General features: G+C 41.5%; 19 protein-coding genes. 1 reads left to right on the forward strand and 18 read right to left on the reverse strand.

The features are described 5' to 3' along the window. Nucleotides 1–3 precede the first annotated feature (3 nt). The 5 genes from ACVC7S_RS06010 to pbp2b form a co-directional block, all read right to left on the reverse strand. Nucleotides 4–615: an NUDIX hydrolase N-terminal domain-containing protein gene (locus ACVC7S_RS06010; RefSeq protein WP_447266532.1), complete on the reverse strand. Its 612-nt coding sequence runs from the start codon at nt 613–615 to the stop codon at nt 4–6. Further along, a complete protein-coding gene (locus ACVC7S_RS06015) occupies nt 602–1,975 on the reverse strand; it encodes a UDP-N-acetylmuramoyl-tripeptide--D-alanyl-D-alanine ligase (RefSeq protein ID WP_447266533.1) in 1,374 nt (457 codons plus the stop codon). Before ACVC7S_RS06015 ends, ACVC7S_RS06010 begins: the two co-directional genes overlap by 14 nt. 85 nt (nt 1,976–2,060) lie before the next feature. Beyond that, the gene (locus ACVC7S_RS06020) at nt 2,061–3,104 is read right to left on the reverse strand and encodes a D-alanine--D-alanine ligase (protein WP_447266534.1); all 1,044 of its coding nucleotides are present in this window, start codon (nt 3,102–3,104) and stop codon (nt 2,061–2,063) included. 175 nt (nt 3,105–3,279) lie between these two features. Continuing rightward, the gene (gene recR / locus ACVC7S_RS06025) at nt 3,280–3,876 is read right to left on the reverse strand and encodes a recombination mediator RecR (protein ID WP_000966754.1); all 597 of its coding nucleotides are present in this window, start codon (nt 3,874–3,876) and stop codon (nt 3,280–3,282) included. A 10-nt stretch (nt 3,877–3,886) separates the two neighbouring features. Further along, a complete protein-coding gene (gene pbp2b, locus ACVC7S_RS06030) occupies nt 3,887–5,932 on the reverse strand; it encodes a penicillin-binding protein PBP2B (protein WP_447266535.1) in 2,046 nt (681 codons plus the stop codon). Between the two features lie 255 nt (nt 5,933–6,187). Between pbp2b and ACVC7S_RS06035 the strand changes: the two genes are divergently transcribed. Beyond that, complete coding sequence (locus ACVC7S_RS06035) at nt 6,188–7,039, forward strand: MurR/RpiR family transcriptional regulator (protein WP_061586714.1); 852 nt, start codon at nt 6,188–6,190, stop codon at nt 7,037–7,039. Between the two features lie 291 nt (nt 7,040–7,330). Here the strand turns inward: ACVC7S_RS06035 and ACVC7S_RS06040 are convergent, their stop codons facing one another. The 13 genes from ACVC7S_RS06040 to recG all read right to left on the reverse strand — a co-directional run bounded on the left by ACVC7S_RS06040 (nt 7,331) and on the right by recG (nt 24,256). Continuing rightward, nucleotides 7,331–8,095 carry a class I SAM-dependent methyltransferase gene (locus ACVC7S_RS06040; RefSeq protein WP_447266536.1) on the reverse strand — a complete coding sequence of 255 codons (765 nt, stop codon included), beginning with the start codon at nt 8,093–8,095 and terminating at the stop codon, nt 7,331–7,333. Nucleotides 8,096–8,559: 464 nt separating this feature from the next. Next, entirely contained in the window at nt 8,560–9,456 is an 897-nt protein-coding gene (locus ACVC7S_RS06045) for an ROK family protein (protein WP_447266537.1), read from the reverse strand. A 15-nt stretch (nt 9,457–9,471) separates the two neighbouring features. Next, nucleotides 9,472–10,389 carry a dihydrodipicolinate synthase family protein gene (locus tag ACVC7S_RS06050; RefSeq protein ID WP_221161040.1) on the reverse strand — a complete coding sequence of 306 codons (918 nt, stop codon included), beginning with the start codon at nt 10,387–10,389 and terminating at the stop codon, nt 9,472–9,474. Nucleotides 10,390–10,559: 170 nt separating this feature from the next. Continuing rightward, nucleotides 10,560–11,204 (reverse strand): YesL family protein, encoded by a 645-nt coding sequence (locus ACVC7S_RS06055; RefSeq protein ID WP_411866303.1) that lies wholly within the window; start codon nt 11,202–11,204, stop codon nt 10,560–10,562. Nucleotides 11,205–11,224: 20 nt separating this feature from the next. Continuing rightward, nucleotides 11,225–11,677: a YhcH/YjgK/YiaL family protein gene (locus ACVC7S_RS06060; RefSeq protein ID WP_447266538.1), complete on the reverse strand. Its 453-nt coding sequence runs from the start codon at nt 11,675–11,677 to the stop codon at nt 11,225–11,227. 490 nt (nt 11,678–12,167) lie between these two features. Continuing rightward, entirely contained in the window at nt 12,168–13,007 is an 840-nt protein-coding gene (locus ACVC7S_RS06065) for a carbohydrate ABC transporter permease (protein ID WP_070696207.1), read from the reverse strand. A gap of 15 nt (nt 13,008–13,022) precedes the next feature. After that, the gene (locus ACVC7S_RS06070) at nt 13,023–13,889 is read right to left on the reverse strand and encodes a carbohydrate ABC transporter permease (RefSeq protein WP_001209416.1); all 867 of its coding nucleotides are present in this window, start codon (nt 13,887–13,889) and stop codon (nt 13,023–13,025) included. A 218-nt stretch (nt 13,890–14,107) separates the two neighbouring features. Continuing rightward, the gene (locus ACVC7S_RS06075; protein ID WP_447266539.1) at nt 14,108–15,436 is read right to left on the reverse strand and encodes an ABC transporter substrate-binding protein; all 1,329 of its coding nucleotides are present in this window, start codon (nt 15,434–15,436) and stop codon (nt 14,108–14,110) included. Nucleotides 15,437–15,550: 114 nt separating this feature from the next. Beyond that, nucleotides 15,551–16,249: an N-acetylmannosamine-6-phosphate 2-epimerase gene (locus tag ACVC7S_RS06080; protein ID WP_001135647.1), complete on the reverse strand. Its 699-nt coding sequence runs from the start codon at nt 16,247–16,249 to the stop codon at nt 15,551–15,553. A gap of 232 nt (nt 16,250–16,481) precedes the next feature. Beyond that, the gene (locus tag ACVC7S_RS06085) at nt 16,482–19,979 is read right to left on the reverse strand and encodes an SIALI-17 repeat-containing surface protein (RefSeq protein WP_447266540.1); all 3,498 of its coding nucleotides are present in this window, start codon (nt 19,977–19,979) and stop codon (nt 16,482–16,484) included. Nucleotides 19,980–20,307: 328 nt separating this feature from the next. After that, complete coding sequence (locus ACVC7S_RS06090) at nt 20,308–21,288, reverse strand: acetylxylan esterase (RefSeq protein ID WP_447266541.1); 981 nt, start codon at nt 21,286–21,288, stop codon at nt 20,308–20,310. Between the two features lie 159 nt (nt 21,289–21,447). Then, nucleotides 21,448–21,930 carry an acyl-CoA thioesterase gene (locus tag ACVC7S_RS06095; RefSeq protein ID WP_000894824.1) on the reverse strand — a complete coding sequence of 161 codons (483 nt, stop codon included), beginning with the start codon at nt 21,928–21,930 and terminating at the stop codon, nt 21,448–21,450. A gap of 310 nt (nt 21,931–22,240) precedes the next feature. After that, nucleotides 22,241–24,256, reverse strand: a complete 2,016-nt coding sequence (gene recG / locus ACVC7S_RS06100; RefSeq protein ID WP_447266542.1) for an ATP-dependent DNA helicase RecG — start codon at nt 24,254–24,256, stop codon at nt 22,241–22,243.

Raw genomic sequence — 24,256 nt, forward strand, 5'->3', positions numbered from 1 at the left:
TTCTTAGTCAAGATATTGCTCTCTTTGTTCTTGATGAATTTGCCAAAGAATCTCCATTTGTTCTTTTGTGATGCGTTTTTCAGATAAGACTGGCAATTGGTCAATGGCAAAAAATTGAAGCTCAGCAATCTCTTGATTTTCTTGAAATTGTCCATCAAGAAGCTTACATTCAAAGACAAACTTTGCATATTGTTTGCTCTGCAGTTGGAAACGATTGGTATCAAAAACTGCAAGTAACCTTTCAGTTTTTGCTGTAAAACCGGTTTCTTCTTCAATTTCTTTAAGAATATTTTCGGTTGGAGAATATCCGACTTCACCAAAACCACCTGGCAAAGCCCAACTATCCTCCCCTTTTCCTCTAACTAAACAGACTTTTTCATCCTCAACAATCCAAGCGCGGACGTCCATCAGAGGAGTTGCATAAGCGGAAGTTGGTTTCAAGACTTCTGCAACTTCTTCTGCATCGAGGTCTGATACCTGATTCAACATTTCAGATAACAGACTTCGCAAGTCCTCGTAGCGCTCACGGTCGAAAGGATCTTTTGTAAAGGTTAATCCAGTATCCGTAATGGCTAGCATTCTTTGCAGATACTTGGTAAAATCACTTGCATTCATTTTCTAAACTTTCTACCAACTTGGCTAGATTCATGGAGTTAGAGCCTTTAAGCAAGATTTGGTCATTGGCACCGAGGCTTTCCTTAACCTGCTTGACTAGATCTTCAAATTGGTCCTCGTCGGCTGTTTTCTTGAAATAAAAAACGTGGCCGATTGGGAACATTTGACTAGCCAGTTGGCTTAATTCCGAAATATCTGCTCCATAGAAAATAACGGTATCCAGCAAATCTGGCGATAGGCTCAAAATCATCTGGTTATGGAGTTGAACAGACTGGTCGCCGAGTTCCTTCATGTCCGCCAAGACAGCGATTTTTTTGCCTCCTTCGTTGGCTGGAATAGCCGAAAAAGTCTCCAAAATCAACTTCATGGCTGTTGGATTGGCATTATACACATCTGACAGGATATCTGCTCCATTGGCCGCTTTCTTCCACTCGGTACGATTACGGGTCAGTTCAAGATCTTGGAAGGCCTGACGAATTTGCTCCTCTGAAACTCCCTCTTGCAGGGCAACATAGGATGCAATCATAGCATTGGTGGCATTGTACTTGCCAGTTACTGGCAAATCAAGGGTTTGCTCCAAGAAATTGGCCTTGAAGGTCAGACTATCTTTGCGCTCAACCAAGTTGGTAATTTCCAGCTCTGCTCCTTGACCAAAACGAACCACCTTTTTATCAGTTGGCAAATAATCCTCTACAATGGAGTCGGCTGGTGCCAAAAGCAAAGAACCTGGTGCCATACCGTCTGCAATTTGCATTTTCCCCTTAGCAATCTCGGAACGATCATTGAAAAATGCTAAATGAGCTTCTCCAACCAAGGTCACGATAGCTGTCTTGGGGTGAGCCAATTCAGACAAGAGATGGATATCTCCAAGGTGATCCTGTCCCATCTCCAAGACCAACTTTTCAGTATCATCAGGCATGCGAAGAACCGTGTAGGGAAGGCCAATCTCGTTATTGTAGTTTCCTTGGGTTTTGTAGGTCTTGTATCTTGTTGACAGTAAATGCGCCAGCATATCCTTGGTCGTTGTCTTACCATTTGAACCCGTAACAGCAAAGACATCAACCGCTGTTTTTTCAAGATAGTAGGCTGCGAGAGTTTGAAAGGCAGTCAAGACATCATCTACTAGAATGTAGGGATGATTTACAACCTCTTTCTCAGACAAGGTCACTACTGCACCATTTTCAAAAGCTGTTTCGATAAAGTCATGACCGTCACGCGCTCCCTTGAGCGGAACAAACAAATCTCCTGTCACGATTAAACGACTATCAAACTCAGTTTTTTCTATCTGGGTGTCCTCAAAGATGCTGACATCATTTTTAGCTCCAACAACTTGGGCCACTTCATGGATTGTTAATTTCATTTCTACTCCTTTAAAAAGGGGTGAAGTCCACGAACTCGACTCACCTTAACAGTGATAGTTCTGGCTTCTACCCTCTCTTTCATTTTTATAGCAAATGCGCTTCGCGCTTGTCAAAACTTTGCTTAGCAAGGTCAACCAAACGCTCGATTAGTTCTGGGTAGCTGATTCCCATATTGTCCCAAAGTAGTGGGTACATAGACCACTGAGTGAAGCCTGGCATGGTATTGAGCTCGTTTAGGAAAATCTCGCCCTTGTCTGTATAGAAGAAATCACAACGAGACAGACCGAGACCACCGATGGCACGGAAGGCTGTTTCTGCATTTCGACGCATGACAGCTACTACATCATCACTAATCTTGGCTGGGATGTCCATGGTAATCTTGTTATCGATATATTTAGCATCATAGTCATAAAAGGCAACATCCTTGACCACTTCACCTGGCAAAGTGCTCTTAACATCATAGTTACCTAAGAGACCAACCTCAATTTCACGCGCATTCACCCCTTGCTCTACCAAGACACGGCTGTCATATTGGAAGGCAAGTTCCAAAGCTTGGCGGAGTTCTTCTTGATTTTCAGACTTAGAAATACCGACACTTGAACCCATATTTGACGGTTTCGTGAAGACTGGATAAGTCAATTTTTCTTCAACTTCAGCAATTTTAGAAGTCACATCATCCCCTTCGACAATGGCCACATAAGGAACTTGGGCAATCCCAGCAGATTCTAAAACACGCTTGGTCGTGATTTTATCCATAGCAAGGCTGGATGACAAGATGTTACAACCAACGTAAGGCATTTTCAAAACTTCTAAGAATCCTTGAACAGAACCATCTTCTCCCATCGGACCATGAAGAACTGGAAAGACTACAGCGCCTTCTTCGTAGATGGCACTTGGTGCAACTTTCTTATCCCAGTCAATAGTCGCATTGGTCATGAGACGGTCTTCTTGACCTGGAGTCTGGCTAAATTCTTGCGTTTTGATAAAGTCACCTGACTGGCTGATGAAGAAAGTTTTGACAGTGAAACGGTCGTAGTTGACCGCACGCATCACACTTTCAGCTGAAAGGACAGAGACTTCACGCTCTGCACTACGTCCACCGTATAAAAGAATAATCGTTTGTTTCATATTGCTTGTCCTAATTCTAATAGAATACTCGTTCTTTAGTATATCATATTTGCTTCTTTTTTGAAACTTGAACATGGTACTAGAATTTCAGAGAGATAAAAAGAGACCGTTAACATCAAATTCGGTCTCCTTGGTTTTTAACTAAATGAATTGAAGTTCGTAAATTTGTCTACTCCTACAACTCTGTCCGATTTTCAATGGCTCGTAAGAGTGTGACTTCGTCCGCATACTCGATATCTGCTCCCACGGCTAGTCCTCGTGCTAAACGAGTGACCTTGATACCAGCTGGCTTGAGCAAACGAGAGAGATACATAGATGTCGCTTCCCCATCTGCCGTCGCATTGGTTGCCACAATCACCTCTGAAACCTCACTATCCATGAGACGGGTCATGAGACTCTTGAGGTTGATATCGTCAGGGCTGATACCATTCATCGGAGAAATGAGGCCGTGCAAGACATGATAGAGTCCATGGTATTCTTGGATGTTTTCCATAGCAGCCACATCGCGACTATCCTCTAGTACCAAGATGGTTGTCTGATCACGAGTCGGATCTGTACAGATTGAGCAAGGATCATCATCCGTTAAACGGCCACAGATGGAACAATAGGTTAATTCCCGCTTAGCAGACAGGAGATTTTTGGCAAATTCATTGACATCGTCATCAGACATTCCAATGGTATAGAAGGCTAGGCGGGTAGCCGTTTTAATCCCGATACCTGGTAACTTTGAATAGCTATCAATCAGCTTGGCAATAGGTGTTGGATACAGCATAAGTTCCTTTCTAGTTCATTGGATGGTGTTGGTGATAAAGATTGATAATGTCGCGTGCAATCGAAGGTCCGACACCGTTTGTAAGGTTGGTGTTATGAGGAAAGACGACTGCGACCGCAATTTGGGGATTATCCGACGGTGCATAGGCGACGGCATTGGTGTTATTAGCTTTTTGACCGCCATTAACGTAACTTTCGGCAGTACCCGTTTTCCCACTGATGGATACGGCTGCGCCATTTGAAAAGGCACGACCTGTCGTAAGGGCACTCGTTCCATGCGAAACTTGATAGAAACCTTGGTGCAAGATAGCCATATCGGCTTCTGAGATATTGACCTTGTTCATTTCCTTGGCAGCTGTTTCCTGAACTAGACTGCCTAAGCCACCTTGGTCATTGTTGCCATAGATTCCTTCAACGATGTGAGGAGCTAAGCGGACGCCATTATTAGCAATAGTCGCCACATACTGAGCTAACTGCATCGGTGTATAATTATCAAATTGCCCAAAGGCATTATTTAGATAGTTGGCCAAATCGTAGTCTTTAGGAATAAATCCTGTTGACTCATCTGGTAAATCAATCCCTGTAGACACGCCCAAACCATACTCACCGAAGGTTGAACGAAGTTTTCCCATTGCAGATTCAAGATTGTTGGTTCCTACTGTCATATTCGGCTGATAAGTTTGTCCCATGATTCCGAGAGCAGTTTGGACCATGTAGGCATTGGATGAATACTCCAAGGCCTCAACGGCTGTAATCGGGAAAGAACCATCATAATAAGGAGTATACCAGGAATTGATCGGAGCAGAACCTTGGAAGACGATTGGTTGATCTGTCAGGGTTTGATTTCCTGACAAGACCCCATTTTCCCAACCTGAGCTGATGGTTGCCGCCTTGACGACAGAACCTGGCACAAAAACATTGGTAACTGTACCTAATGAATCTGAAGTTAATTCTCCAGTTTCTAGGTTATGCTTCATACCTGACATGGCAAGAACCGCACCAGTCTTGGGATTAAGGGCTACAGCGTAGACTCCTTCTGAATATTTAGCTCCACCATTACCCAACTCTGAGTTGAAGTAGCTCTTGAGTAGGTCGTCCACACCATTCTGGAAAGCTAGGTCAACCGTTAACTTGATGTTGTTTCCTTTGCTTCCTTCTTCGACATTTTCCACACTTTCCATATTTCCGTGTTTGTCGAGGTGGATTTCTTTGACGGAGCGTTTGCCTTGAAGAACATCTTCATATTGCTTTTCAAGATAGGAAGTTCCCACTCGGTCATTGAGAGAATAGCCTTTTTTGAGATAAGCATCAACTTCCTCAGCCGGAAGTCCTGACTTCTCATTTGAAACGCTACCAACGATTGTTGATAAAGATGTATCCAGTACTTTACGATCCCATGAGGTTGAAATGCTGATACCTGGTAATTCCTTGGACGCTGATGCAACGAGAGCAACTTGGGTAGCATCTAAGGCATCCGTAGAAATGGTACTCGTCGCAAAATTTTCAACAGCATTTAGCTGACTAAAGAGATATATTTCCTTTTTCTGGTCATCTGTATAATTAAGTTGACTCACGTCAATACTTTCAACCGCATTATTGTAAAGTGTCGCTTCCGATAAGCGGTTCCCATCAGAATCTAGGCGTTTATCGCTTGGCAAGGATTCGACTGTTTTTTTGTAAATATCCTGGTCCGCCAAGTAGTAGTCTGCAATCTGTCGATCTGTCAGATCAGGGGAAGTTACATTTACATATGTGAGAAGTTTCTTGGCTGTCTCCTTCAATTCAGCTGCCGTCATTTTATTGTTTCGTGTGAAAGAAACAACTTGCTTGACAGTGTTTTCTACCAAGGGTTTCCCTGCTGCATCATAAATCTGTCCACGAGCTGAACTGGTTGTTACCCTTGTTTGGCTGGCTGAGGCCAATTTTGTTTCATAGAAATCTTTATTGAGCACCTGCATGTATAACAAACGACCAATAATGGCCATAAAGAGCAGGATGACAATCGCAAATAATAAATTAAGCCGAATCGGAATCGAATGGCTATTAAATTTTCTCATACAACTAAGACTCTTTTCTAGAAAAATTCCCGATTTCCACCTTTATTTTCCCTAAAATAATAGAGTAAATAGGTGAATCTCAGTACATTTCATTGTACCATATTTTACGGAGAAACTCTTGGAAAAGTCGAAGCATTTTTTGACTTTTAATTGAAAATGCCTTTTTATTTGGTTATCCTATTTTCTATGATATAATGATAGTGATAGTTAGGAAAGCGTTAACTTTTAAGACTTTGACTCATAAAAAGGAGCCTCATGAACAAGCCAGATATCGCAACCATAATCGACCTCCATTTTGAAGAATTAACCGAGCTCGAGCAAGAAATCGCTCGCTATTTTTTACAAGCTGAAACGATCCAAGATGATCTCTCTTCTCAGCAAGTTACCCAGAAATTACATATCTCCCAAGCAGCCTTGACCCGCTTTGCCAAAAAGTGTGGTTTTACAGGCTACCGAGAGTTCGTCTTTCAATACCAGCATCAGGCTAGTAAACCGGACACTCATTCGCACAAACACAGTCCTTTGACCAAACGTGTTTTGCGAAGCTACAGTATCATGCGAGAACAAACTCAGGATTTGATTGACGAAGAACAACTGGAACGCGTCGCCCAATTAATCGATGACGCTGAACGAGTTTACTTTTTTGGGACGGGAAGTTCTGGTCTGATTGCCCGTGAGATGAAACTGCGCTTTATGCGTCTAGGTGTTGTCTGTGAAGCTTTGACCGATCGGGATGGCTTTGCTTGGACGACCAGTATCATGGATGAAAACTGTCTGGTACTTGGCTTTTCCCTATCAGGAACTACCCAATCCGTCCTCGATAGTTTGTTGGATGCCAAGGATATGGGTGCCAAGACCATTCTCTTTACCAGTTCTCCTAGCAAAGACTGTCAGGCCTACACCGAAACAGTCCTAGTCGCAAGTCATAGCCAATCTTCTTACATCCAACGTATTTCTGCTCAACTGCCTATGCTCTTTTTAACAGATTTGATTTATGCCTACTTTTTAGAAATCAATCGTGAGAGCAAGGAAAAAATCTTTAATAGCTATTGGGAAAATAAAAAACTCAACGGCTATCGTAGACAAAAACGCGCTAGAAAATCCTAGTTTGGTTGAACCAAACTAGGATTGTTTTGTTTTGAAATGATAATAGGCTCATAGGTGGTCTCTTGTATCTGTTTCTTTGTACCAATACTTTTTTATCTATGTTTTTCAGTTCTTCCTTAAATTCTCCTTATCGTTTTTGAATGTTTGACAACAAAAAGGAAGTATCGGCTAATTGCTTTTACTTCCCCTCTATTATTTTATTTAAAAGTTTTACTTAGACAAACTGAGATTTAGATTTTAACCCTTAAGGAAAATAAAACGAGCTATTCTTCAGAAGTATGTTCTAAAATATCATAGTTTAATGCAGAGTGTAGCGATGTAGTCATTTCCATAAGGTGATAATCGATGTCTTTTATCACACGATTCATAAAAATCAATCATAGCAAGACCATTCTTCAGTTGTCCTCTAATCTGAGTTTCTAAGGTATGACTAAATTCATATCCATATTCTGGATTGATGGTGATTTTTCCTTCCTTTTCAAGCTCTCTTGAATTAAAAGGTATTGAAAACTGTAACAGTAATTCCTCATCTAGTTTGTCCCATACAATGTCAGCATCATACATGTATATCCAAGGATTCATAAATCCGACCATTAACAGTCCACCCTTTTTCAATACGCGAGAGGCTTCTTTATACATGTTTTCTAAATCCTCTATATATACATTTGAAACTGGATTAAAAATAATATCAAACGTTTCATCTTCAAATGGGAATTGTTTTGTCAGATCGCCTTGGACTGTATTGATTTTTAATCCTTCTCTTTCAGCAACCATCTCATCTCTTTGTAATTGTGATTTAGAAAAATCCATGATGGTGACATCATAACCTTTTATAGCAAAAACTGGTCCCTGCTGTCCACCACCACAAGCTAACCCTAATATCTTTTTTCCCTTGGCTTTTTCAAACCATTCTGTGGGCACTTTTTTCCCAACAGTTAAGGCAACAGAAATTAGATGCTTTCTAGCTTCTTCTAATTCTTCATGTGTCAATGGCTCAGTGTAGTCATTTTTGACGTTATTCCATCTATCTTGATTACATTTTATATAATTGTTCATCTGATAATCTCCTCGCAATTTTATAGTATTTCGATTTCAGGTGAATAGGTTGCCATTACATTCTCTCACCTCTAGAAATTCTAATTTGTCAATTTTTCGTCCATCCCATTATATCACTTTTTTCTTCTTGGCTTGGGTTTAGTATTTAGAAACAAAGTAGAGTGCTTGTACCGTCTTCTAGAGCTATCTCCTCTCATATATTTTTCGATGGTAGGAATTCTCCTCCTATCCTACTTTTTTGTAATTCATATTTGTCTTTCCGCTAGTTTTCATATACTGGACAGTTTTTCTATCATCAAAAAAAGAATTAAGCAAAACATTTTTCACTCGACTAGTGATTAAGTGTTCTGCTTAATTCTATAACTCCAAACTAGGATTGTTTTGTTTTGATGCTCTTCGAAAATCAAATTCAAACCACGTCAGCTTCACCTTGCCGTACTCAAGTACTGCCTACGGCTTGCTTCCTACTTTGCTCTTTGATTTTCATTGAGTATAAAATGATAATAAGCTCCCAACATACCTGCTGTATTTTGGTGATGGGCAAATTCTAATCGTATCTTTTCAGCTAGACTTGGTACCAAGGCCGCCTTCAAGGCTGTGCGGATCTTTGGTTTGAGAATAGCCTCTTGTCCCATGATACCGCCACCGAGAATGACTACTTCTGGATTGGCAACGTAGCAAATATTTGCCAGACCTTTTCCAAGGTAATCTACCATGCGGTCAATGCCAGCCATACAGATCTTGTTTCCTTCGGTAGCTTCCTTGAAAATGCGTCGGCCATTCCACTGATCAACTGGATCACCATGAGCTGCTGCTACATATTCTACCAAGGCTGTCGTAGAAGCCAAATCTTGGAAAGCCCCATCCTGCATATGCATATAACCGACTTCGCAGGCTGAATTGCTAAATCCATGGAAAACTTTCCCATCCATAATCAAGCAACCACCGATACCTGTTCCAATGGTCAAGCAGAGTGTCACACTCGCTCCCTTTCCAGAACCAGATACTGCCTCAGCAAGACCTGCGCAGTTGACATCATTTTCAATTTCGCAAGGAATCGCAAAACTCGTCTCGATTTCCTTTTTGAACTGGGTTCCTGCGTAGTTAGGAATTTGAGGGCCAGCATAGAATATCTCACCCTTATCTGGATCGACCATTCCCGCCGAAGAAATGGCAACACCTGCTACTGGACCCTTTTCTAAATAGCTGGCTACGATATCTTTTGTTTTCTGTAAGATGTGTGGACCACCCTTGTAAGCCTCAGTCGCTACTTCGTTAGTCTCTACAAGTTGTCCCTCTTGGTTAATTAAACCGTATTTGATATTAGTTCCACCAATATCAATTGCAACGTAATTAGTCATAAAGCCTCCTATTGATTAGAGGAAACGCTCCTTAGTTTCACGAATCAATTGAGCAGCTGCTTCTACAACTGGACGATCTTCTTCGGTCACTGGTGTAAGTGGAGAACGAACTGAACCAATGTTCAAACCTTCATTGATCTTCAAAACTTCTTTGATTACACAGTACATATTTCCATGTGCAGCAGTCAATTTACCAATGATTGCATTGATAGCGTATTGCAATTCACGCGCTGTTTCCAAGTCTTTTTCAGCAATCAACTCATTGAGTTTCAAGAAGAGTTCTGGCATAGCACCATAAGTACCACCGATACCAGCTTTGGCACCCATGAGACGGCCACCTAGGAACTGTTCATCTGGACCATTGAATACGATGTGGTCTTCTCCACCAAGGCTGACAAAGGTTTGGATATCTTGAACTGGCATAGAAGAGTTCTTAACACCGATAACACGTGGATTTTTCAACATTTCAGTATAGAGACTTGGAGTCAAAGCAACACCTGCCAATTGAGGAATGTTATAAATCACGTAGTCTGTGTTTGGAGCTGCAGCACTAATGTCATTCCAGTATTTGGCAACTGAGTATTCTGGCAAGCGGAAGTAAATCGGTGGAATCGTTGCAATGGCATCTACACCCAAACTTTCTGCGTGGCGAGCAAGTTCCATACTATCCTTTGTGTTGTTGCAAGCTACGTGAGCGATGATGGTCAATTTGCCCTTAGCAACTGCCATGACTTCTTCCAAAATCAACTTGCGGTCCTCTACGCTTTGGTAGATACATTCACCAGAAGAACCGTTGACATATAGGCCTTGAACTCCCTTATCAATGAAGTATTGGACCAAGGCACGGGTACGCTCTGGACTTACTTCTCCTTGATCATCATAACATGCGTAGAAGGCTGGAATGACACCTTCGTATTTTTTCAAATCTGACATAGATTTTCTCCTAAGATTTCTTTTTTCTGCTGAGAGCAGTTCTATTCTTTACAAGTTTAGTATACACCTTGTGAAAATCGCTTTCAATATCTTGTATACACTTAGATTTTAGTTTCTACTTGTATTTTAGAAACTTTAACGATTGAAAGTAGTTTCAGAAACAAGCCATCCTACTGGTATTTGGCGAAAATTTTCTCCATCAATCCTGCTTGGAGAAAGACTAGCAAACCAAAACCAAAGAGGATAAAAGCTGATCCTCCCAAAAGGAGAGTGAAGGCGGATAGATAAAGAACCATCACAATGAGAAAGAGAATGGCTAACATGAGGAAGAACCACGGAAAGTTAAAACTTGCCAAGATAAGCCCTTTTTGCAGCACTTCTTTCCAAGACAAATCATAGCGCGCAGCGATGGGATAACTAGCCAGCATCACCAGAGTGAGGAAGATGAGAATCCCCAAACAAATAGCTTTCACAATCTGGAAAGGTAAAGCTGTCTGGCCCCAGAAAAGATAGAGGTCTAAAAGGCTTAGCAAAACTATACCCAACTCCAGCAAACCTAACTGGAAACCCAGTTTCAGATTTTGCTTGAAGGCCCTTATAAAAGTTCTAAAGACTGGTACCCGCCTGCTTCTCTTAATCTCGAACATAGTCTCATAGAGGCTGATTTTCGCCACTCCAATCGTCACAATGGGCAAACAAGAGACGACAAAAAGAAGATTGGCTGTCACGATATCCAAGACCTTCTCACTGAAACGCATGAGAAAATTATCTGTATCAAATGCTGCCTTGATTAGGCTTACTCCTTTTTGTGCCATGTTTGCTCCTCCTGATTCTTTTAATCAATCAAAATTTTAAAGAGATATTTGCGAACCTTCTCTTCCATACCTGCATAGCCATTTGGCTGGTGCGGTTCTCCAGGGAAGAAAATCGCAAAATTGTGATAGCCCAACAATAGTGGATAGCGTTCATGACAATGGACAAAACCAATGTCACTCGCTTCATCGAATGCTACCGCCTCGTCCTTGATACGTGAACCGTAGCTCGAATATTCATGTCCTTCTACCAGCAAATGCAAATCTGCATAGTGTTTATGGTGCTCAAACTGATCATTTTCAGCTTGATTGAGAACATTTTCCTGCACAACTAGAAAGACCTTGTTTCCGTCAATCTCATACTTACCTAGTTCGAAAGAATCCTTACGGTGCTGATAGAGATAGTCGATAGCCTTATCTAGATTGGGATGAATCCCTTTGTAAAAGGTGATATTTTTTAAATCGTCAAAAATCATACTGTTTCCTTCGTTTCTGATAGTTACTATTTTTCAGTTTCGAATGTTCCTTTTTCTATTTCCCTGTAATAGTGCGGACGGAAGCAAATTCCTTCGGAATTTCATTCCTAATTTTTGAGCCTTTTGCTCTTTCATCGTCAGTCTCAAAAATTCCGTCTAAGATAAGCGTAAGATGCTTATCTTAGATACCACTATAGCGGGAAATAGTTACCATAAAACGAACCTACTCTAACTAGTATCATGAAAAGAGTTCATTCTTAAGTTTATAAGTGTCTGACAAAACTTCACGAAGTAACTGTATACTCTCCATTTTGTAGACACTTATGAAACTATATTTCTCTTAGTCTATAACATATTCTTCTGAATTTTGATAGACAGTTTTTCCTATACTCAATGAAAATCGAAGAACAAACTAGGAAGCTAACCGCAGGCCATACTTAAGTATGGTATGGTAACTCTGGCGTAGTTTGAATTCGATTTTCGCAGGGTCTTATCCTTTGACCGCTCCCATAGTAATCCCTTGAGTGAAGGATTTTTGGAATACAAGGAAGACTGTTACGATTGGTACGGCTGCAAGAGCTGCACCCGCCATGATCAAACCATAGTTAGTTGCCATTTCGGCCTGCATGGTCGCAACCCCTAGTGAGATAGTCAAGTTTTGACGTGAAGTCAACATAACCAACTGCATAAAGTAGTCGTTCCAAGTATTGATGAAGGTAAAGATTGCAAGGGCTGCAAATCCTGGCTTCACAATAGGGAAGGCTACGCTCCAGAAGGTACGAATCTCACCACAACCGTCGATTTTAGCTGATTCAAGCAATTCTGTTGGAATATTTTCACTGAACTGTTTCATGAGGAAGACCCCAAATGGCCATCCAATCAAAGGCAGGATAACTGCCCAAAGAGTATCGTGAATTCCCATGAAGTTGACGATACGTACCAATGGTACAAGGACAACTTGTTTAGGAAGAGCCATGGCAGCGATAAAGACTGCAAAGAGGATGCGCTGACCATAGAAACGTTTTTTAGCTAGTACATAACCTGCTAGGGAAGAGGTCGCACAAACCAAGAACATAGTTACCAATGAAATAAATACAGAGTTCCACATCCACTGCATGGCAGGGTTTTGCACCATGAGTTGTTGGAAGTTTTCCATGGTTGGCATTTTAGGGAACCACTGTGGTGGAATCATAATGGTATCCGGTTGTGATTTGAAGGCCCCTGTCAAAATCCAGTAGAATGGAAAGATGAACAGCACGGTCAACAAGAGCAAGATAATCGTTGAAATAACAGTGAAAGCTGTTAAGGGTTTCTTTTGTGTAGATTGCATAGCTGTCTCCTTTCTTTAGTATTCTACGTCGTTTCCAAGTACTTTAAATTGAACAAAACTTACGATCGCAATCATAATTGCCAAGAAGACACCGATAGTGTTTGCATAGCCGTATTCTGTCAATTGGAAGGCTTTTTCGTAAAGGTAGTACATCAAGGTACTTGTTGAGTAGTTTGGACCACCAGATGTCAAGAGCTGAATCAAGGCAAAACATTGGAATGAGTTGATAGTCGTAATGATTGCGATGTAAAGTGTTGTTGGAAGAAGGCTAGGCCATTTGATCTTCCAGAAGACTTGAAATTCAGTCGCACCATCAACACGCGCTGCTTCAACTAGTGAGTTATCAATATTTCCCATAGCAGCGATATAAAGGATAATCGGTTGACCAACAGATGTTGTCAAAAGGATGATCATAATCGCTAGCAAAGCCCAGTTTTTATCACCCAACCAAGAAATGTTTTGGCTGATGATATGACTTGACTTAAGAACAAAGTTTAGAATCCCTGATAGTGGGTCATAGATCCATTTCCATACAACCGTTACGGCAACACTACCTGTTACAACCGGTAGGAAGAAGACGAAACGATAGAAAGAACGGGCAATGGCATTTTGATGATAGGTTTGAGATGCTACAAAGAGCGAGAAGAGAACTACAATCGGAACAGATCCAATAACCAGGATAACGGTATTGATCAAAGACTTGGTAAAGACAGGATCTTTAAACATACGAATGTAGTTGTCCAAGCCTACAAACTCAAATTTCGTCATGGAGTAGTTAAAGAAACTTGTAATGAATCCCATAATCATAGGAGCCAAGACAAAGATCACAAAGAAGAATAATACTGGTGCTAGGAAAGCATAGGAAATCACTGTTTCCCGCATGCGAATTTTATTGACTTTCACAGTCGGCACCTCTCTTTCAAATAGAATATTTTTTGATTTTCTTAAACTGTTTTAAAATCAAAATGAAATTTTTTAAGATTCGCTTATGTAAGAACTTCATTTTAATTTCGTGACAGTTCCTACCATTTCAAACAAAAGTCCCCCTTTTCTTACACCTTAGTGCACAGGGAAAAGGGGGAATCAATCTGACTTAGTGCTTATTGTTTTGTAGCTTTTTTGATTGTTTCGTTAGCTTTTTCAGTGAAGGTTTTCAAAGCATCCGCTGGTTTTTCGTCACCATTAGATACAGATTGCAACATTGGGAACCAAAGTGTTCTCATTTCTGCAAATCCATCGATAGTGTTGTAGTATGGTGAGTAGTATTTAGTCCAGCCACTGATTGTTTCCATACGTTTGTCTTCATAAAGTTTTCCAAATGAAGTACGAACTGGAAAGGCACCTGTACGAACAACGTCTTTAGGACCCCATTCTTTGTCATCAGCGATGAATTGAACGAATTTCTTAGCAGCTGCGATTTTCTTATCGTCTTTGTTGTTAAATACTGCAAATCCGTTTACAAGGTATTCAAGAGATGGTTTACCTGAGTCTGATGGGAATGGTACTTCTACCACTTCTACTTTACTTGCTTCCAAGAGTTTCGCTTGGATACCGTTTTGAGCTGGAGCCCAAAGGATTGTGTATGAAGTTTGACCGTTAGCAAAGTTTTGGATGTCTGCTCCACCGTCAAATTGTGAACCATTGTTCAACAAGCCGTCTTTGATCCAGCTAGCAGCTTTTTCAAGACCTTTGACGAATTTAGGATCGTCAGTTGTATATTTAGTTACATCTTTGTCTGTTACAGAACCGCCATAAAGGTTTGCAATGAAGGCACGTGTTCCTTGGTCTCCCCCTTGACCAGCACTGAACAATGAACCTGGAGTGTAGCCTTTATCTTTAAGGGCTTTCAAAACTTTTTCAAAGTCATCAGTTGTCCAACCTTCTTTTACAAGGTTTGCAACTCCAGCATCTTCCAACATTTTCTTGTTCATTGCCATATAGAATGGTGCTGAACTGATTGGATACATGTAAGCTTTGTCTCCAGCCTTACTTGCTCGTACGATGTTTTCGTTGTTCACATCTTTGACGAATTCGTCTGTGAAGAGGTCGTTCAACTCAGCCAATTTACCATTTTTACCGTATTGGATGATACGTCCTGGTGCGTCAAAGAGTACGTCTGGCGCTGTTCCCGCTTCGATAGCTGTTGTGATTTTTTCTGGACCTGACTTGAAGTCGATGGTTTCCAATTTCACTTTTACATCTGGATTTGCTTTTTCAAAAGCTTCGATGATTGATTTTTCATAAGTTCCAACACCGTCACCAGTTTTTTCTTGTGTGAAGACTGGGAATGCCCACCAAGTGATTTCTGTTTTTCCGCTATCGCTACCAGAATTTGCAGAATCTTTACTTCCACCAGAGTTACCACAAGCAGCAAGGCCAAGAATCGCAGCACCCGCAAGTACTGTACAAGCTAGTTTTCTAAATTTCATCTGTATTCTCCTAATTTATAAGCGTATCCATATTGGATAATGAGCAAGTTTATATTTGTATACGTTTTCATTTTGTCCGACGCATCGACCACTCTCCTCTGTTTTGAGATTATGTTATTTAAGACCGGCAACAAAGCGTTCCGTAATCTCTTTTGGTCTAGTAATAGCTCCACCAACAACGATGCCTCGCACCCCATATTCAAGGATTTGTTTGGCTTGTTCTGGTGTATGAATTTTCCCTTCAGCGATGACATCCACTCCTGCTTCACACAGTTTTTTGATTAGTTCAAAGTCTGGACCATCTACTTTTGGACTATAAGAGGTGTAACCTGATAGGGTTGTTCCCACAAAATCAATCCCTGCTTCGACTGCTGCTAGCCCTTCTTCAAAAGTGCTAGTATCAGCCATTAAGAGTTGATGTGGATACTTTTCTTTGACTTGTCGGATGAAGTCCTGAATTTCCAAACCGTCGTAACGTTCACGTTTGGTACAATCCAGAGCAATAACCTCAATGTCTAGTTCAGCCAACTCATCAACTTCTTTCATAGTCGCTGTAATGAATGGCTCCTGTGGCGGATAGTCACGTTTGATGATCCCGATAATCGGGAGTTTCGTAACCTCCTTGATCTCCTTGATATCACGAACACTGTTTGCTCGGATACCGACTGCTCCACCTTGCTCAGCCGCTTTGACTAGCAAGGGGATAACCCCTCCCGCTTCTGTATAAAGCGGTTCGTGAGGAAGTGCCTGGCAAGAGACAATGATTCCATCTTTGATTTGTTCAATCAAGGCTTCTTTGCTGATCTGTGGCATCCTCTTTCCTCCCTTTCTTGTTCTTATGGGCTTATTATATATCATTTGTTAAGCGCTTTCAATAGCTTGTGGTAGAATAGATTTCAGTTTCAAAACTATTTTATAGAACAGACTATTCTGAAAGTAGTTTCAGACTTCTTATGATTTTGAATCAAGCTGAATGTAATAAAGAAAGATAGCAGGCTGAAAACCTGCTATCTCTTCTGAGACTTATTCAAATAGCTTTTGCTAATTATTCTTTTCTCTTCTTGCCAAATGCAAACAAGGATAAAAGAACGCCTGCAATACCAAGGGAAATCAGTGAGCTTGTTTCCTTGCTTCCAGTATTTGGTAGATCCGTTTGTTTAACTGCTGGAGCTTGATAGGTAACATCTTGTCCTAGAGATAGTTTGTCATTTGCAGCTGCTAAGACTGGTTTGGTTTCTCCCTTATACTCTGGCAGTTCATGGACTGCCGCCTCAGCGCCATTGACGCCACCTACGTACTCTGGTAGGTCATTTGAAGCTGCTAAGACAAAGTTAGCGCCTCCTCTATATTCAGGAAGCTCGTTTGAGGCTGCTAGGACCGCATTGACACCACCTTTAAACTCTGGCAGTTCATGGACTGCCGCTTCAACAGCGTTGACCCCACCTGTAAATTCAGGCTTTTCAACCGTTGGCGCTGCTTCTTCTCCTACTGTTGCTAATGGACCGATGTACTCTGGCATCTCTGCCACTGGGGCTTCCTCAGCATTGACACCACCAGTGAATTCGGTTTTTTCTACTGTTGGAGCGGGTTCTTCTCCTACTGTTGCCATTGGACCTGTATACTCCGGAACTTCATGAACCGCTCCTTCCTCAGCATTGACACCTCCTGTGAATTCAGGCTGATCTACTGTTGGAGTTGCTTCTTCACCCACTGTTGCCATTGGACCTGTATACTCCGGAACTTCATGAACCGCTGCTTCCTCAGCATTGACACCACCTGCGAACTCCGGAACTTCTTCAACTGCTGGCTCAGCTGCATTAACACCGTTGGTAATTTTTGAGCCTGCTACAGTTACGGCAAGATTATGGATGCTTTCAATACGGCCATCAATGATCTCTGTGATTTTCTGACCAATATCCTCTTTATCAATTGAGAACAAGAGAGTTTTACTATCATATTGGGTAACAAAGTTAGCAGTTTTGCCATTTGCCAATTTCAGAGTTGGCGCTTCATTCACCAATACTTCCGAATCAAACTCCATGGCAACAATTCCTTGTCCCATTTCGATAGCTTGCTTCACTCTAGCTTCTTTTGCAACGATCATATCCTTGCTCAAGAAATCCCAGTTAAATTTCTTATAAGATAAGGTATATTCATTTTGGTTGCTATCCGCATGTTCGTAAAGCAAACCATATTCTCCCTTTCCAAGGTCTTGGAGGGAGTTATAAGCAAACTTACCACTTTGGATAGGGTTGTGTTTGAGCCATGTCAACTCACCATTCTCTTCTACACGAGCCAAATGCACCAAACCATTGTAACGTCCAGGTCCCCCTGCATTGCTGAGTACAATATACTCCTTACCTTCATGCATGGTATGAATAGCAGACATTTGAACATAAACATCTTTAACTTGAGGATAGCGTTTGACTTCCTTCTCCCACGTTGCACCACCATCTTTACTTGTGGCAACTTGAAGATCTCCTGTCAATCCACGCATAAAGAGTTTGAGGTCTCCGTTATTCAATTGAACAACCGTAGATTCTGTGTTTTGAGCACCAGCATTATCCATATTGGAAGAGTGGATAGTTTGATTTCCGACAGGACGATTGTCATTGACTGCAGCTCCTGCATGCCATGTTTTACCATGATCATCCGAATAGATAACACGTGAAGACTGAGAACCTCTTAGATGTGATACATTATTGGTTGTATAAACTGGAATCACAAGACGTCCTTTATGAGGGCCTGTACGCAAGGCAATTCCTGTACCAGGCCCTGTTCCTAAGAAATGCATCCATTCCTTGCGAATTCCGTGTGTAATATCTTGAGGCGCAGACCAAGTTTTACCATCATCATCACTGTATGACATCCATAGATAGCTAGTATTTGCTACTCTAAAGATATTCTTTTCACTATAAGCAAAGTAAATATTGCCAACTAATTCATCACCCTTGTATAGGTCTCCCTTGTCACTATAAGCAGCTTTCTTAGGATTTACAACAACACGGTAGTCTGTCTTCTGATTTTGAGGATCATAAACATCACCATTTTCACGAATAGTGTACTGTCCTGTTTCCCCTTGTTTATACAAAATTTGATAAACCTTATCTCCGATTTGCTCGTAGGCTTTGGGTGCTTGACCTGGCAAAGCAAAAACAGCTTTCCCTTCTAAGAACATATCGTAAATGGCAAAGATTCTCTTGGTTTCTGGATCTTGTACCAGAGCCATATCGATATTCACTGGAGATGGTGCATTTGGATCCTTGGCATTTTCGTTGTCACGAGGATTAGAAACCACGATTCTATCTCCCCATGTCTTACCATTGTCATCACTACGACGGATAACCATTCCGATATCGCCCCAGTCAGAATGGTGCAAGCGTCTCTCATCTGTTCCAGCAATCAGAGTTCCCTTGTCTGTTTTGAGAAGGGCTGGAATACGATAACTATTGATACCATCTTTATTTGGTTGGCGATTAGATCCACCTTCAAAAACATCATATTTTTCTGTAACTTTAGCACCCTCAGGAAGCTTTCTCTCCAATTCAGAACGCTCAAATAGTTGGCTACGTTTTTTAACTTCTTCTGGTGTCAAGGTGCGATCATAAACGGTAAGATTACGAACTTGCAAATTTGAAGCCCAAAATGTCTTGTTTCCACGTTTAGTTGCTCCAATTTGAGCTTGGTTGACATTTGGCATATCCTTGATGAATCGACCAGATTTCAAACTAGTGCGAGAAAGCACACCATTTACGTAGAGTCTAACCTTACCATTTGGATGCTCTGCACTTGGTCTTTCAACTGTAAAGGTCACAGAGTTCCATTGACCTGGTTTAATCTTCAGAGGAGCATCGGTATATTTGTCATAAAACTGATTTCCGTTCGCATCACGTCCTTCAATCAAGGCAGTGTTATTAAGAACAGCCATCGTAAAATACTCATTTTCTTTTTTATCACTTGATAAAGAAAATAAGTTGTAAAATGATGGGGCGTTTGCGGCTGGCTTAAACTCCATGTGAACTGTAGCATTCTGGAGTGTCTTTAATTTTTCTAATTCTCCAGAAAGGTCAACTCTCTGCCCATTTGTAGAATCCGTTACCACATCTTCTTTTTCAAGGACAGGATTTGCATTTTCGAGCTCTCTTGCATAATAATCTCTTGGAATTGCCCCTTCATCTTCTGTTTCTTCTGCAGATGGGTCTTCAGTTTTATTCGCAGGGACTTCAGTCTCTTCTGTTGGTTGTGATTTAAGCTTATCTTGGTCCACTTCAACTCCGTTGTCCTGAGCTGCTGCCAATTTACCAGCCAAATCTTTATCCAAATGAGCAAGATCTCCCGAGGACACTTCTTTTGGTAACTCTGATAATCCTTGCCCTTGACCAGATTCGACTGTTTCTGTACTAGCGCCTGCTGCATTGGCTTGCTCTTGAGCTAAGACTGGATTTACTCCAAATACTACTGTACCAATCACTACTGATGCTGCTCCAACAGCAAATTTTCGAATTCCGTATCGCTGTTTCCGATGTAAAGATTTGTAATTCATGTTCGTCCTTCCATTTTTCATAAAAATAAAGCGCTTTCTTTTTTGTCTAAAATTTTTAGTCCTTATGACTATACAATAAAAAAGCAATACAAATGAATGAGCTCTCTCATTCTTACCTCCATCTCCCTACTGTCATCTGTTTTAAACAGTAGAATTCCTTCTCCTTTCTTACTTGACTTTTCCTTTATTATACAACAAAGTCTTATATTTATATCTGTGTTCCCACAGAATAGATTTTACTTTTAAGAATATTTTAATATTTTGAATTTTCTAAAAGTACTTTCAGGTTTTGGACATAAAAAGAGAGCTCTGGGGGCTCTCTCATTCATTATCTTACGTACTTAAAAGGAATCTCGCTGCCACAGAGCCAGTTATAAACTTGGTCATTGACAAAAACATTCATGGCTTCGTGAGCATACTCGGGCATGATACGATAGGATTTGTCGCAAGTTAAACGGTTGTATATCGCAAACTGGGTAATGGGATAGCAAACATCGTCATCCAAGCCCGTAATCATCTTGACCTCACCTTTAATACGATGGGCAAGATTTTTCACATCGATATAGGCAAGGGTTACCATGATTTCCTCCTCTGTTTCATGGAAGGGATCGTGGAACTTAAAATAACGGAAGAGTTCATCATAGGCTTCACTGGTATTGCCAATCTCAAGCACTCGTCTAAAGTCTGACAAGAAAGGATAGATGGCAACTGTTCGCTGAATCCGAGGATTGAGCGCTGCTGCAACCAGGGCTAAAGCACCGCCTTGTGAGGCACCATAGCTAGAAAGTCTTTCCTCATCTACCTGTGGCAGACTAGCAACAATTTCGATCAACTGGTAAATATCCAGATAGACATCCTTATAAAAGAGCTGGTCTCGACCTTCAACAGCACCACGGATGATATGTCCCTTAACGGTATTTCCCAAAGGAGAGCGCAAGCCATCTTGCGAATAACCTGACTGGCCTCGGACATCCATAGAAACAACACCGTAACCAGCCACAGTATAGGCTAGCATGTCAGCCCAATCCCAACCACGGCCCATGTACCCATGGAAATGGAAGATTAGCGGAACCTTCTCCTCAGTCTTTGGAAGGACGATTCGTGCATAGACCTTGCCTTCATTAGTTCCTTCAAAGGTCAGTTCATAACACTTGACTTGAGGAATATGGAAATCTCTTTCCTCCAACTGGTAGGCAGGAAGGACTGAAACTTTTTTGACCTCTTCATCCCAAAAAGCATCAAAGTCTTCTGGAACCTCATCCCTTCCTTTATAAGTCTTTATTTCTTCTAGCAAAGCTGGATTTTTCATAGCATGCTCCTTTTAATTTGTAATCGCTATCATAACTGTAGCATATCTAGAAAAGCAATGCAAGAAAGAATGGTAAACAGAAAGTGATTTTAGATTCTCCTCCCTCAAACTGATCGTCTGAAAGTAGTTTTAAAAATCTTAAACTTCTAATCTTCCGTTTTACATATGATCCTTCACAGCAACTGCTACCATTTTGGCTTTGGCACGGACTTTAGTAGCCACTGTCATCTCCATAGCAATAATTGCTTTTCTTTCCCCTAATTCCTCCAATGTAGAAGTGACCACAATTTCATCTTCAATTGGACTAGGACTAAGGTAATCAATCTCCAAGCGAGCAGTAATAAAACGTCCTATCACAGTTGATTCAGTCAGTTCCAACCCTTTTTGATGATGGGCAAACCAAGCTGCTGAGGCCGTGCCATGGCAATCAAAAATAGTCGCTATCATTCCTCCAAAGACATTTGATGGAACTCCACCAGTATAAGCATTTTCAAGCTTTATCCGACTAATACAACTCTTTCCATCTATACTTGGATAGGTTTTTAAATGTAAGCCTAAATCATTCTTGGGACCACATCCCCAACAATGCTGAAATCGTTCTCCATACCTATCTTGGATAGCAATCGTTCTTGTTTCTAACATTCTTTTCACTCCTCTTTACTCAGATGGGGTCATTATATCAAGCTTCAGTCAAAGAGTAAATAGGCTTGGAGACTAATATCTTTTTATCACTCGACTAAGTTTGATTTATAGCCGACCATATTATAAAAATAAAAAGAGCGTTTCCGCTCTCTGTGTATCAATAGGTACTAGCTCCTTTCTCTTGTTTGACGGTTTGGAATTTCTTTTGGTAGGTCACTTTAATCGTCATATAAGAGTCCTCGTTTCTTTTTGATGACTCTAGTATAAGACCCAAACCTAAAAGCTAGCTTATAGATTTCTTAGAAAAGGCTTAATCCAGATGTTCTCTCTTTTCTAGATGAAGAGCAATCATGCGCCATTCTGGATCCTCTTTCCAATCTTTTATCGAACTAATGTAGCTGGCAACCTTTCTGGCTTCTTCTAAAATCGGAAAATCTTCGATAATATCCGCCACTTGAAACTCTGGAAGTCCTGACTGTCTGGTTCCAAAAATCTCACCTGATCCGCGCATTTTCAAATCTTCCTCAGCAAGGACAAATCCATTGGTGGTTTCTGTCATGATGCGCATGCGGTCTTTCCCTGACTCGGTCTTGGGATTGGCAACGAGAACCGCATAGGACTGCTTATCCCCCCGACCCACACGACCTCTGAGCTGGTGAAGTTGGCTGAGACCAAAGCGATCGGCATCCATGATAATCATGACGGTCGCATTGGGAACATTGACCCCAACCTCGATAACAGTTGTAGATACTAGAATATCTGTTTTTCGCTCTTTGAAATCCTGCATGATTTGGTCTTTTTCATCACTCTTCATCTTACCATGTAAAAGAGCCACTTCGGCCTTCCCTGCAAAATGAGCCGTCAACTCCTCAGATAAGGCAATGGCATTTTTCAGATCCAAAGCTTCAGATTCTTCAATCAAGGGAGAGATGACGTAAGCTTGGGAACCTTTTTGAATTTCTCTCTCTAACCAAGTCAGTACCTGAGGTAGCTGCTCATGTTTGATCCAACGTGTCACAATAGGTTTCCGACCCGCTGGCATCTGGTCAATAATGGAAACATCCATATCGCCAAAGGCTGTGATGGCAAGCGTCCGTGGAATGGGAGTCGCCGTCATCATGAGGACGTCTGGATTGTCCCCTTTTTCACGTAAAATCCGCCTTTGCCCCACACCAAAGCGATGCTGTTCATCAATGATAATCAAGCCTAGCCGAGCATAATCCACTCCCTCTTGAATCAGTGCATGTGTCCCGATGACCAAATCAGCCTTACCCTTAGCAATGGTCTCCAAGGCCTCTCTTTTTTCTGCAGCTTTCAAGGAGCCTGTCAAGAGAGCGAGTTTCAAGTCTGGAAAGAGACTCTGTAGACTTTCAAAGTGTTGCTCCGCAAGGATTTCTGTTGGCACCATGAGGGCCGCCTGGTAGCCAGCCGTCACCGCCGCAAACATGGCCAGGCCAGCAACCACCGTCTTTCCGCTCCCTACATCTCCTTGTAAGAGTCGATTCATGTGGTGGTCGGACTTCATGTCGGCCAAAATTTCCTGCAAACTCTTTTCCTGAGCTGGGGTTAGAGCAAAAGGCAGATTTTCTTTAGCAGCTGTCACCTTTTCCTGAGACCAATTCAGAACCAGACCGCTTCCCTGAACTCTATTTTCAGACTTGAGCGTCTGTAACTGCATTTGAAAGTAAAAAAGTTCCTCAAACTTGATGCGACGAAGGGCCTGCTTGTATTCTGCCAAATCCTTAGGAAAATGCATAGCACGAACTGCCTGACAACGGGACATGAGTTTGTATTTATCAAGTAAAGACTGGGGAAGATTTTCCTCTATCAAGAAGTCCAACCCCTGATCAAAAGCCGTTTTGATGACCTTAACTAGACTGGCCTGACTGATTCCTTGAGCCAGACGATAGACAGGCTGGAGGTCATCTTCAACCTGAGCAAGAACCTTCATCCCAGTCAGACTGGCCTTAGCACGATCCCATTTGCCAAAAACGGCAAGCGTTGCTCCCAATTCTATCTTATCTGCTAGATAAGGCTGGTTAAAGAAGTTCACCGCAAAAACGACTTCTCCCTGCTTGAGACTAAAGCGTAGACGATTACGCTTAAAACCATAATACTGGACACTGGCAGGAGTCACGACTTGACCAGATAGGACTGCCTTCTCCCCGTCTTCTAGTTCCAATACTTGCTTGGTCTTGAAATCTTCATAACGGAAAGGAAAGTAGAGCAAGAGGTCTTGCAAGTTTTCAATTCCTAGTTTGGCATATTTCTCTGCCGACTTTGGTCCCACACCAGGCAAGACATGCAAGGGTTGATGTAGATTCAT

The sequence above is a fragment of the Streptococcus sp. Z556 genome, assembly GCF_053010225.1.